The organism is Entomohabitans teleogrylli, from assembly GCF_001484765.1.
GTDB lineage: Bacteria > Pseudomonadota > Gammaproteobacteria > Enterobacterales > Enterobacteriaceae > Entomohabitans > Entomohabitans teleogrylli.
Genome location: NZ_LLXO01000016.1, coordinates 1 through 11,515 on the forward strand (window position 1 = coordinate 1; position 11,515 = coordinate 11,515).

An 11,515-nucleotide genomic window follows, 5' to 3' on the forward strand; every position below is an offset into this window, starting at 1 on the left:
AAAAGCCTCATGCGCAAGCATGGGGCTTTTTTGTTTGTCAGAAATTACCCGGGGAGTCCGGAACGGGCCCGTGACCATGGTCTGCCGGAGCAGAGAGACAGGGAAGCTTCATGCGCAGGCACGGGGCTTTTTTGCATTTTAAATCCTGGATGTTAAAACGGTAGGTAGTACCAGGCTTGATTTTATTTACTATCAGGCCCCATCTCAACTGAGTCCATTTCATCGTTTCATCAAAATCAGATATTAGTCACAAAAATAATTTATCAAATAATTAACACTTTATTTACCTTTTGCGGTGGCGCACTCTATGCGACTGGCTTTCGCTGGATTTAAAAGCAAGAGAGAAATGTCATGTCTGAGACAACAACCATTAACAACAGGATGACTCAGTCAGGGGATGACACACGGCACCGTATCCGGGCCATTGTAGGCGCTTCTTCAGGGAACCTGGTGGAGTGGTTCGACTTCTATGTTTATTCCTTTTGTTCCATTTATTTCGCCCATATCTTTTTCCCTTCCGGTAATACCACCACTCAGTTGTTGCAAACCGCTGGCGTCTTTGCCGCCGGGTTTCTGATGCGGCCTATCGGTGGCTGGTTGTTTGGTTATATTGCCGACAAGTATGGCCGTAAGCGCTCAATGCTGATCTCAGTGTGCATGATGTGTATGGGCTCGTTGGTCATCGCCTGTCTGCCGGGATACGCCGCTATTGGCACCTGGGCGCCAGCGTTACTGCTGGTTGCCCGCCTGTTTCAGGGATTATCGGTAGGCGGGGAATATGGCACCAGCGCAACCTATATGAGCGAAGTCGCTGTAGAGGGACGTAAGGGATTTTATGCGTCATTTCAATATGTCACGCTGATCGGCGGGCAACTTCTTGCGTTACTGGTGGTAGTGATATTGCAGCAGACGATGGCGGAGAGTTCTCTCAGAGAGTGGGGATGGCGCATTCCTTTTGTCGTCGGCGCCGTGCTGGCGATTGTTGCGCTATGGCTGCGCAGAGCGCTGAATGAGACTTCGCAGAAAGAGAGTCGCAATCTGAAAGAGGCCGGTTCTCTGAAGGGGTTATGGCGAAACCGTAAGGCGTTCCTGATGGTGCTCGGTTTTACCGCCGGTGGGTCTCTCAGCTTCTATACCTTTACGACCTACATGCAAAAATATCTGGTGAATACTGCCGGTATGCATGCCAATGTCGCCAGCACACTGATGACGGTGGCGCTATTTATCTTTATGCTCCTTCAGCCTCTGTTTGGGGCGCTTTCTGATAAAATTGGTCGTCGCTCGTCGATGCTGTGTTTTGGTGCGTTATCTGCTCTGGGCACGGTGCCGATTCTCACTGCATTGCAGAATGTCAGCTCCCCGTGGGTCGCTTTTATTCTGGTGGTTATGGCGTTGCTGGCAGTGAGTTTCTATACCTCGATCAGCGGGATACTGAAAGCCGAAATGTTTCCGCCGCATGTGCGGGCTCTGGGAGTGGGGCTTTCTTATGCGGTGGCGAATGCGTTATTCGGTGGCTCAGCGGAGTATGTGGCGCTGTCGTTGAAATCCATAGGATCGGAAAGCGCCTTTTTCTGGTATGTCTCCGGAATGGGGGCGTTGGCGTTCCTGGTATCGCTGATGCTGCACCGCAAGGGTGGGGGCAGCAAGCTTTAGTAACGACTAAGCTGCCAGAGAGCGTAGCCGGTGGTCGCGCCGGCTACATCCCAGGCGAAATCTTTCCAGCTCCAGCCAGTCCCGGATGGACGACTATCCCAGCTTTCCTTTGCCGCGCCAAGGCTGACAGAGAATAGCAGGCCGAAGGCCGCACTGCGGTCAGCGCTCATTCCCTGATGGCGGGCGTATTCATTACCGGCGGCAGCCAGCATGGCAGAGGCAATAAAATGTTGAGCTTTGTCCTGGCCGGTCCAGCTATCCTGGGCCATATGGCTGCATCCGGTGGTAGCGAAAGTAGTCACCATCAGCAAAACAGGTATGATTTTTCCGGCGCAGGCCCTGCTTCTACAGGGCCATATACGGTGTGCCATTAAAGAATACGGCTGATGAGTTTGTCGATACGGATCCGTCGCAGGCGGCGGATCAGCTTACGCACTTTAACCGGATAGTCGGCAATACTCTGTAGATCCCGGTAGTGCTGAACGACAGTGGTATGAGTGCGGATTTGTTCTAACTCACGGGCTCTGGCCTCCGCCAGTTGATGCTGAGGATCGTGGATCAGGATCGCATTTTCCAGATCCAGGCGCCAGGCGCGGGGGTTGAGGTTATTCCCGGTCAGCAGCATCCACTCATCGTCGACCCACATCCCTTTGAGGTGGTAACTATTGTCCTCGTCTTTCCACAACCGCACTGTGAGCTGACCGCTATTGACGTAATATTGTAAGCGGCTCAGGAAGCGGCGCAGATTGATTTCATACAAGTACGGCAGGGCGCCGATAATTTTAAAAGGCTGATCTTCCGGAATATAGAAGTCGTTTGCCGTTTTATCCCCAACGATGATCTCTACCTGCTTACCGTCCCGCAGTAGCTGGATAATATTGCGCACCAGTACAGCTGGCAGGTTGAAATAAGGCGTGCAGATGGTCAGCTTATGCTCCGCGCAGGGCATCAGGTGATAAATGGCTTTATTCAGCGGGCTGGATTTCCCCAAACCGACCAGTGGGGTAACTGAAAGCTGATCGTTATCGGCATTACCATTATAGTGATAAACCGCATCACGCAGTTGCTGGCGGTACACACGGATATCGTTTTTGATCTCCTGGCTTTTAGGCCGATCGGCGCTGTCCAGCCGGTTAACGGCGCAGCCGTGTACCAGATACTGGCGTACCCAGTCATACATAATATCGGCAAGCTGCGGGTTACGGATCAGATGATAGCGGTCATAGCGATATTTATCGTGCTGATGGAGGTAAACGTCATTCAGACTGGCGCCGCTGTAAAGAACGCAGTCATCAACGATGAAACCTTTAAAATGCAGTACGCCCAGCGCTTCGCGAGTATTGACCGGCACGCCATATACTGGAATATCGACACCCGGATGGTCAGCGGCCATGCGGCAATACCAGTCTGCGTTGGTGTCGGATGCCGCTACGCCGATGCGGCCGCGCTGAGCGCGGTGCCAGTCGACAAGGACGCTGACTTCCAGCTCCGGACGCAGGCGCTTAGCCTGGTACAGGGCGGAAAGAATACCGCTGCCGCCGTCGTCCTGCTCAAGATACAGGGCGACCAGACAGATACGGTGAGTGGCTGATGCAATCTTTTGCAGCAACGTTTCCCTGAAGTCCGCCGGCGAGTAAAAAATAGCGACATCGTCCGCAGACTGAGCAAGCTTCGGTAGTTGGGCAAGGTGTTGTTGGTGCTTGTTACGCTTAAATTTAGACAACATCACAGTGCTTATCTTCTCTATACATTTGATGGCTTTCTGCTCAGGTCACATGACAGAAGCAGACGATAATACCACTACATTCGAAAAATGTGGTTAAGATTTCCAGTACCTTACACATCTTCCTCACGGTTCTGCAGTGGAAGCATCAGGCTGACAATGCCATCTTCCAGCTGTATATCGACATGAAAACCTAACTTTCGCGCCAGAGCGATCATGCCCTGATTGTTTGGCATGGTGATGCCATTAAGCTTGATGATCCCGTGTTCGCGGGTATAGGCGATCAACTTTTCCATTAACCGACGCCCGAGGCCCAACCCCTTGAGATCGGATCTCACCAGCACGGCAAACTCGGCGTCAATATTGTCCGGATCGGAGATGGCTCGGGAGACGCCGATGATCTCCTCTTCGCTGTCACTCTGGCGCACGGCCACAAACGCCATTTCTCGATCGTAGTCGATCTGCGTCATGTTGGCTAAATCATCATGGGTAAATTCGGTTATTTCACTGAAATAGCGGTAATAGAGATCTTCTTTGGTCACCCGGGAAATAAATTGCTGCAGCTTGGGTTCATCTTCCGGCAGGATAGGTCTGAACAGACAACCAGTACCGTTCTTCAGTACAATATCTTCTTCAAGATGGTGCGGATATGGGCGGATAGCGAGCCGGCTGTCGGCATCGCCTTCGAAAGGCGCAAGATTTAGCGTCACATCCAGCAGCGTAAACTCGTTATTACTGGCCAGCAGCGGATGAATGTCCAGGCGACGAATCTGCGGGCAGTCGATAATTAAATTCGATACCTGAACCAGTAACTGGCTTAGCCCGGCAATATCCAGCGGTCGCAGCGCGCTCTGGCCGCGAATCTTTCTTTTCTTTATCGCCTGGATGACCAGATAACGGGCCAGGTTCATGTTCAGCGGAGGCAGGGCGACGGCGGCCTGATCGCCGGATACCCATTCAACGCCGCCTTCTCCCAGCATAATTAGCGGGCCGAAAAGCGGATCGTATTCCACGACGATCCGCAGCTCCTGGGCGCCAGCGCGGTGGGCCATTCCCTGAACCAGCAGGCCGTGAATTCTGGCCTGTGGCCACGCCATCTTAACGCGGTCAAGAATCGCTTCCGCGGCGCGCTGTACCTCGCTGGCGGTGCGCAGATAGAGCATTACCCCCTGAACTTCCGATTTGTGGGGAATATCCGGCGAACGCAGCTTCAGCGCCACCGGGTAACCAATCTGTTCGGCAATATGTACCGCTTCAGCGCTGTCGCCGGCAATCCAGGTGGGGAGTGTGTTCAGCCCGTAGGCCTGGAGAATGGGCTGTACTTCATGGGTGTCCAGCGTAGTGGCGCCGTCCTGCAGCGCCTGGTGGATAAGCTGGTGCGCGGTGGCGGCATTGGCGCCCAGATTGGCCGGCAGAGCAGGGGTCTCGCGCAATTGCTTCTGGTTGCGGTGATATTCCACCATATGCATAAAGGCGGTGACGGTTCCTTCCGGCGTACGGTAAGTGGGAATGCCTGCGTCGCTGAATAGCCGTCGGGCGCCCTGAGATGAGTACTCGCCGCACCAGTTAGTGAGCAATGTGACCATTTTGCCGCGCGGATGGCGCTTTACCAGCTCGATAATTTTCGCAGCGGTTTCCGTAGCGGCCGCTACGGCGCTGGGAGCATGGATAATCATTAAGGCTTCGGCATCGTGGCTGTCGAGCAAAATTTCCAGTGCTTTCAGGTAGCGATCGATAGAGGCGTCATCGCGCAGATCCAACGGATTGGCGGCTTCTACGCCTTCCGGCAGGGCGCTCGTCAGCCGGGACAGCGTCTCTTCGCTCAGGCGAGCGAGTTTTCCATTACGCAGTTCCAGCCCGTCGAGCGCCAGCGCGGCGGGGGCGGCGCCATTGCTGACAATCATCAACTTTTCGCCGCGCAGGGGGCGCATGTGGCTCAGGGTTTCCACGGCGGAAAACAGTTCATGGGTGTCCTGAACGCGCAGCAGACCCGCGCGCTGGATCGCCGCGTCCCAGGCGACATCCATCCCGGGCGGCGTTTTTAATAACGTCTGCGCGCCCGGCGTGCGGCCGCTTTTAATCACCAGAACCGGTTTATTGCGCGAGGCGCTACGGGAAGCGGAAATAAAGCGCCGCGCATCGCTGAGATGTTCGAGATAGAGCAAAATAGCGCTGGTTTTGCTGTCCCTGGCGAGATAGTCCAGCAGTTCATCGACATCGATGTCCAGGCTGTCCCCCAGAGAGATAAAGTACGAGAACCCCATTTCCCGCTGCTGCGCCCAGTCAAGAATGGTATTGGATACTGCGGCAGACTGGGACACAAAGGCCAGCCGGCCTTTCTTGATAGGCACTGGCGAAAAGCTGGCGTTCAGCCCCTGCCAGGGGGCCAGCAGACCGAGGCTATTCGGGCCGAGAATGCGCATTTTCCAGCGGGCGGCGCAGGCCAGCAATTCGCTACGCTGTTCCGGCGGAGAGGAGAGAATGATACAGGTTTTACAGCCTTTCTGGCCCAGCGCTTCCAGCAGCGCGATATTGCGGCGCGCATTGGTACACAGAATAGCCAGATCGGGGGTAAATGGCAGGCTCTCCACGTTCGGCCACGCCAGGACGCCACAAACGGCTTTACGGGTCGGGGTCACGGGTAAAACCGGCCCATTAAAACCGCCGGCGAGCAGATTGCGCATCATCAGGTAACCGGCGCGATCCGGCTTCATCGAGGCGCCGATAACGGCAATCGATCCTGGACGTAACAGAGCTTCTAATCCACGCTGGCTCATGGGCCTTTCTCCTGTGCAAAAGACCCGTTGAGTTTAAACGCTTTCCGTTACCTGCGCTGTGATGGCTCCCGGATGATGCGCTTTTCCTGCCAGGTAGTGTTCACGGAACTGGATGAAATAGTTATTCAGATTATCGGCCGCATGACAGTCGCCGGCCAGTTCCAGCAGCGCCATTGCCACCTCCGCGGTGCAAAGCTGACCGGGAGCGTGGGGTTCCCGCAACTGATAGGCCGACGTTTGCTGTAGGTTGACCGAGATAACTGGCAGGTGATCGAGCCACGGACTTTTGCGGAACATTTTCCGGGCCTCGGTCCAGGTTCCGTCCAGCATAATAAACAGAGGTGGTTTACCGTCTGCGGGGGGCGCGGATAATACCTGGCGAGGAGGCTGTGCATAGCTGGCGGGGAAGACCACCATCGGCTGGCGCCGGGTATCGTTAACCAACTCCAGGAGATCACGGGGTGGTTCGGTACGCGACCACAGAAATGCCGTGGTATCCGGCAAAATATCAGCGATAAGTCGCCCGGTATTACTGGGCTTCATCGGCTCGGTATCGTACATCACCAGGCAGAACTGACTGCGCGCCTGGCTGGGAAGGATGGCGTGGCAAACGCACAGTTTCTGCGCCAGCAGGCAGTGCGGGCAGCGGCGAACCCGGTTGCCCCGGGCCAGAAAAGGTCGAGTGGAACGGGCGATGCGCTCGGCACGCAGGCGCAGGACGGCATTGTCAGTCATGGAGTTTTTAGCGGCTAAAAGCGCTATTCTAACGTGGCAAATAAAAAGGGCACTCTATTTGTGCCCTTTGTGGTGGGATTACAGGCTTTCGTTCAGCCAGCTATCAAAAGGCGCTTTCGGCACCGCGCCGTTAAGCATATCCACGACCTGACCCTGCTTAAAGATCATAATTGTGGGAATACTGCGGATGCGGAAGCGCGCGCTCAGTTCAGGTTCGGCTTCGGTATTTACCTTTACAAAACGGACCTGGCCGCTGCGCTCTTCTGCAACGTCTTCAAAAATCGGCGCGAAGTTACGGCACGGACCGCACCATGGCGCCCAGAAATCCACCACTACCGGCAGATCGTCTTTCAGTAAGGTATCCAGGGTTTCACTGGTAGCATTGATTACATCGCCGTCAAACAACTCATGGCCACAGCGCCCGCATTTTGCGCCATCTTCTTTACGATCTTCAGGAAGACGGTTAATCGCCTGGCAGGCGGCACAAACGGTATTCATAGCTAACCTCTGCAACAACAGATGTAAGAAAAAACCGGCGGCGGCCGGTTGTGTTTCATAATTGTTGCATATTATTGGCATTAATGTTTGCAACAGCAATTTGTTTTATTCGATAAGTACAATAGTTATTAGCTTTTGACGAAAGATAATGGCGCCGCGTGGGTACATCGGGTAATCTGCGCGCTTCGCGCAGAGCTGGTGGAGAGAAGCATGAACGACGAATTTAAAGGTAAAAGCGGCAAAGTCAAAGTGATGTATGTCCGTTCGGATGACAACAGCGACAAACGCACCCAGAACCCGCGTACCGGTAAAGGCGGTGGGCGGCCTGCTGGCGCGTCCCGTTCAGACGGCGGTCGCCGTGGTACCCGTGAGGGTAAGCCCTCCACCGGGCGCGAGCGCGGCGGGGAGACTTCTCCGTGGCGCACTGTTTCCCGCGCGCCGGGCGATAGCGAACCGACTACCCCGGATCATGGCGGCATTAGCGGTAAAAGTTTTATCGATCCGGAAGTGTTGCGCCGCCAGCGGGCGGAGGAGACGCGGGTGTATGGCGAAAACGCCTGCCAGTCGCTGTTTAAAAACCGCCCGGAGTGTATTGTTCGCGCCTGGTTTATTCAGAGTGTTACGCCGCGCTTTAAAGAGGCTCTGCGCTGGATGGCGGCAAACCGCAAGGCCTACCATGTGGTGGATGATGCGGAACTGGCGAAAGCCTCCGGTACCGAACATCACGGCGGCGTCTGTTTCCTGATCAAAAAGCGTAATGGTATTCAGGTTAATCAGTGGCTGGAACAGGCTGATGACAATGACTGCGTACTGGCGCTGGAAGAGATGGGCAATCCCCACAACCTTGGCGGCATTATGCGCACCTGCGCTAATTTTGGCGTCAAAGGGTTGCTGGTGGATGATGCTGCGCTACTGGAATCCGGCGCTGCGGTGCGTACCGCTGAAGGCGGCGCCGAACACGTGAAAGCTATTACTGGTGAAAGCTTCTCTCAGGCGCTGGAAGAGTTCCGGCGCGCCGGGTATGCCATCGTGACCACCTCCGGGCGGCGTGGTACTTCGGTATATCGCGCCAGCCTGCCGAAGAAGATGGTGCTGGTGCTTGCCCAGGAGCGCGATAGTATGGCGGATACCATGGTCAGTGATGCCGATCTGTACTTATCGATTGATGGCTCAGGCAATGTGGAAGGGCTGAATATTTCCGTCGCCGCCGGAGTTCTGCTGGGCGAATGGTGGCGCCAGAACCGCACCTGATGTTTTAGCTGCAGTGAATAAACCCCGGCGTTGCCGGGGTTTTGCGTTTTTAGTTCATTTGGTCCGGTAGCAGCGGCGTCCAGTCAATGGGGGCCTCTCCACGGCTGGTCAGGTACTCATTGGCCCGGACAAAATGTCCACAGCCAAAAAAGCCGCGGTGCGCTGACAGCGGGGACGGATGCGGCGCCTGTAAAACATGATGGCGCTGCCTGTCGATAATGCGTCCTTTCTTCTGGGCATGGGATCCCCACAGCAGGAATACCACCCCTTCACAGTGTTCATTGATCAGGCCAATCACTTTATCGGTAAACGTTTCCCATCCCAGATTGGCGTGGGAGTGGGCCTGCCCCGCTTCAACGGTAAGCACGGTGTTAAGCAGCATCACCCCCTGGCGCGCCCAGCTTTCCAGATAACCATGGGGCGGACGCGCGAAACCGGCGATCGACCCTTCAAGTTCTTTATACATATTGACCAGCGAAGGGGGCGGGGCGATGCCCGGCTGAACAGAAAAGGCCAGACCGTGCGCCTGCCCCGGACCGTGATAGGGATCCTGGCCAAGGATAACCACTTTCACATCGCCGAGTTCGGTATAACGGAAAGCGTTAAACACATCCTTCTGCGGCGGATAAACGGTGACGCCAGCGGCCCGACGGGCGGCGACGCTCTGCAGCGTATGAATGAAGTAGGGCTGTTGCTTTTCATCTGCCAGCACATCGTGCCAGGTAAGTTGACTGGTCATCTCGCGCTCCTGCGATATTTTTCATGGCGATAGCTTAACTGCTTATTCTTCAGGAACAAAATCCACAGGACATTTTCCGGTTATGCCTGTAAAAAAATTTGAAAATTTACAATTTTTCGTAGAAATAAGGCGATGCTAAGTTGATGTAAAACAAATAAATGCATTTATACCCACTTTTGGTGAGTGGTTTTTATTGATTTTAATCAAAGAATGCCGCCGAAACGGCTGGTATACAGAACAACAAAGAAACAAAGGTTTTACCAATTAGCCATGTAGCGGCTAAAAATTATCAAGAATGACGCCCATAGGGAGGCAAATTATGATTACTGGTATCCAGATTACTAAAGCGGCTAACGACAACCTTCTGAACTCTTTCTGGCTGCTGGACAATGAAAAAGGCGAAGCGCGTTGCGTGTGCGCCAAAGCGGGCTTTGCTGAAGATGAGATCGTTCCGGTAGGTAAACTGGGCGAGATCGAGTATCGCGAAGTGCCGATGGAAGTCAAACCGGAAGTACGCGTGGAAGGTGGTCAGCACCTGAACGTTAACGTCCTGCGTCGTGAAACCCTGGAAGACGCCGTTAAGCATCCGGAAAAATATCCGCAGCTGACTATCCGCGTTTCCGGTTACGCTGTGCGTTTCAACTCCCTGACGCCGGAACAGCAGCGCGACGTTATCGCCCGCACCTTTACTGAAAGCCTGTAATTTCCGGGCTGATATAAGCAAACCGCCGGCACAGAGTGTCGGCGGTTTTTTTGTGCCAGAAAAAACTGCCAGACAGGCTGGCGGTCGGTCAGATTATTCGTCACTGGACTGGGCGCTGGGTTTGCGACGCTTACCGATATTTTTAGTATCGCGATGGCGCTTTTTAACCCGTGGTTTGGCTTTTTCCTGTTCTTTTTTCTTTTCTTCGCGTTTAGCCTGCACTTTTTTCGACGGTTTGCCTTTCAGTTTCTCGCTGGGGGCGCGGGTGGAGGGGCGTAACTCGTCGATGACCCGCGCTTTTAACGGCTCCTGAACATAGCGGCCAATTTTACCCAGTAGCAGATGGTCGTGAGCTTCAACCAGCGAAATCGCGGTTCCTTTACGTCCGGCGCGGCCGGTACGGCCGATACGGTGCAGATAAGTATCCCCGCTGCGCGGCATATCAAAGTTAAATACGTGGCTAATATCGGGCACGTCGAGTCCGCGGGCAGCGACATCAGTGGCGATGAGCACGTTCACCCGGCCATCGGCCAGGCGTTTAATGGCTTCATTGCGTTTTACCTGCACCATCTCGCCTTCCAGATAGCAGTTCTGGATACCGGCTGCGCGCAGCCACTCGGCCAGTTCATGTACCCGTTCGCGCTTGCGGACAAACACTATCGAGCGGGTGACTTCCGGCTGCTTTAGCAGGTGAACCAGCAGGGCGGTTTTATGTTCGATATCATCCGCGCGGTAATACCATTGATGGATCTTTTTGCGCTCGCGGGTGGATGGCGTGGCGGAAACCTCAATGGGATCTTCCAGCAGCCGTTCGGCAAACTCCTGCACCGCATTGCCTTCGAGGGTTGCGGAGAACAGCATAGTTTGTTTGCGCCAGCGGGTTTCACCGGCAATATGCTCGATATCCTGAGCGAAACCCATATCAAGCATCCGATCCGCTTCGTCGAGAATCAGCAACTCTACCGCGCGACAGTCAAAGTTTTCTTCTTTTATATACTGCAGCAGGCGGCCGGTGGTGGCGACCACGATGTCCTGGTTTTCACTGAACACTTCGGCGTGGTTCATATAAGCGACGCCGCCAGTGATCGTGGCAATATCCAGATGGGTATGCGCGGCCAGTTCCCGGGCGTGATCGGCAACCTGCATCGCCAGCTCACGGGTGGGGGTCAGAATCAGAACGCGCGGCGGGCCGGACTTTTTACGCGGGAAATCGAGCAGATGCTGCAGCGCGGGTAAAATATAAGCGGCCGTTTTGCCGGTGCCAGTGGGCGCTGAGCCCAGCACATCGCGCCCGTCAAGCGCGGGCGGGATCGCCGCGGCCTGAATAGCCGTCGGGCGAGTGAAACCTTTATCCTGGAGCGCATCCAGCAGGTTTTCATCAAGTTCGAGTTCGGAAAAAGTGGTTACCGTCATGATCTACCTCTGTGTGGGGCGCC

Annotated in this window: 10 protein-coding genes; 3 read left to right on the forward strand and 7 right to left on the reverse strand. The window is 54.8% G+C overall.

From position 1 onward, the window contains the following. The first annotated feature begins 351 nt into the window (after positions 1-351). The gene (locus AQ981_RS18235; RefSeq protein ID WP_058913182.1) at positions 352-1,653 is read left to right on the forward strand and encodes an MFS transporter; all 1,302 of its coding nucleotides are present in this window, start codon (positions 352-354) and stop codon (positions 1,651-1,653) included. On the opposite strand, the gene AQ981_RS18240 is transcribed toward AQ981_RS18235, so the two are convergent. The 5 genes from AQ981_RS18240 to trxC all read right to left on the reverse strand — a co-directional run bounded on the left by AQ981_RS18240 (position 1,650) and on the right by trxC (position 7,386). After that, a complete protein-coding gene (locus AQ981_RS18240; protein WP_071608938.1) occupies positions 1,650-1,958 on the reverse strand; it encodes a YfiM family lipoprotein in 309 nt (102 codons plus the stop codon). The two genes, AQ981_RS18235 and AQ981_RS18240, sit on opposite strands and share 4 nt — an antisense overlap. A gap of 65 nt (positions 1,959-2,023) precedes the next feature. Beyond that, positions 2,024-3,379: a CDP-diacylglycerol--serine O-phosphatidyltransferase gene (gene pssA, locus AQ981_RS18245; RefSeq protein WP_058913183.1), complete on the reverse strand. Its 1,356-nt coding sequence runs from the start codon at positions 3,377-3,379 to the stop codon at positions 2,024-2,026. 110 nt (positions 3,380-3,489) lie between these two features. Beyond that, positions 3,490-6,153, reverse strand: a complete 2,664-nt coding sequence (locus tag AQ981_RS18250; RefSeq protein ID WP_058913184.1) for a bifunctional acetate--CoA ligase family protein/GNAT family N-acetyltransferase — start codon at positions 6,151-6,153, stop codon at positions 3,490-3,492. A gap of 33 nt (positions 6,154-6,186) precedes the next feature. Then, positions 6,187-6,888, reverse strand: a complete 702-nt coding sequence (locus AQ981_RS18255; protein WP_058913185.1) for a tRNA-uridine aminocarboxypropyltransferase — start codon at positions 6,886-6,888, stop codon at positions 6,187-6,189. 78 nt (positions 6,889-6,966) lie between these two features. Next, positions 6,967-7,386, reverse strand: a complete 420-nt coding sequence (gene trxC / locus AQ981_RS18260) for a thioredoxin TrxC (RefSeq protein ID WP_058913186.1) — start codon at positions 7,384-7,386, stop codon at positions 6,967-6,969. A gap of 210 nt (positions 7,387-7,596) precedes the next feature. Between trxC and AQ981_RS18265 the strand changes: the two genes are divergently transcribed. Beyond that, positions 7,597-8,637: a tRNA/rRNA methyltransferase gene (locus AQ981_RS18265; RefSeq protein ID WP_058913187.1), complete on the forward strand. Its 1,041-nt coding sequence runs from the start codon at positions 7,597-7,599 to the stop codon at positions 8,635-8,637. A gap of 49 nt (positions 8,638-8,686) precedes the next feature. Here the strand turns inward: AQ981_RS18265 and ung are convergent, their stop codons facing one another. After that, positions 8,687-9,376 carry a uracil-DNA glycosylase gene (gene ung, locus AQ981_RS18270; protein WP_058913188.1) on the reverse strand — a complete coding sequence of 230 codons (690 nt, stop codon included), beginning with the start codon at positions 9,374-9,376 and terminating at the stop codon, positions 8,687-8,689. Positions 9,377-9,695: 319 nt separating this feature from the next. Here ung and grcA point away from each other — a divergent pair, with 319 nt between their 5' ends. Next, the gene (gene grcA / locus AQ981_RS18275) at positions 9,696-10,079 is read left to right on the forward strand and encodes an autonomous glycyl radical cofactor GrcA (RefSeq protein WP_058913189.1); all 384 of its coding nucleotides are present in this window, start codon (positions 9,696-9,698) and stop codon (positions 10,077-10,079) included. 93 nt (positions 10,080-10,172) lie between these two features. Here grcA and srmB read toward each other — a convergent pair whose 3' ends face one another. After that, entirely contained in the window at positions 10,173-11,492 is a 1,320-nt protein-coding gene (gene srmB, locus AQ981_RS18280; RefSeq protein ID WP_058913190.1) for an ATP-dependent RNA helicase SrmB, read from the reverse strand. Positions 11,493-11,515: the final 23 nt, after the last annotated feature.

Excerpts from the sequence above, each read along its gene's own strand:
- AQ981_RS18235 (WP_058913182.1), top strand. The coding sequence starts at position 352 with ATGTCTGAGACAACAACCATTAACAACAGGATGACTCAGTCAGGGGAT.
- AQ981_RS18240 (WP_071608938.1), bottom strand. The coding sequence starts at position 1,958 with ATGGTGACTACTTTCGCTACCACCGGATGCAGCCATATGGCCCAGGAT.
- pssA (WP_058913183.1), bottom strand. The coding sequence starts at position 3,379 with ATGTTGTCTAAATTTAAGCGTAACAAGCACCAACAACACCTTGCCCAA.
- AQ981_RS18250 (WP_058913184.1), bottom strand. The coding sequence starts at position 6,153 with ATGAGCCAGCGTGGATTAGAAGCTCTGTTACGTCCAGGATCGATTGCC.
- AQ981_RS18255 (WP_058913185.1), bottom strand. The coding sequence starts at position 6,888 with ATGACTGACAATGCCGTCCTGCGCCTGCGTGCCGAGCGCATCGCCCGT.
- trxC (WP_058913186.1), bottom strand. The coding sequence starts at position 7,386 with ATGAATACCGTTTGTGCCGCCTGCCAGGCGATTAACCGTCTTCCTGAA.
- AQ981_RS18265 (WP_058913187.1), top strand. The coding sequence starts at position 7,597 with ATGAACGACGAATTTAAAGGTAAAAGCGGCAAAGTCAAAGTGATGTAT.
- ung (WP_058913188.1), bottom strand. The coding sequence starts at position 9,376 with ATGACCAGTCAACTTACCTGGCACGATGTGCTGGCAGATGAAAAGCAA.
- grcA (WP_058913189.1), top strand. The coding sequence starts at position 9,696 with ATGATTACTGGTATCCAGATTACTAAAGCGGCTAACGACAACCTTCTG.
- srmB (WP_058913190.1), bottom strand. The coding sequence starts at position 11,492 with ATGACGGTAACCACTTTTTCCGAACTCGAACTTGATGAAAACCTGCTG.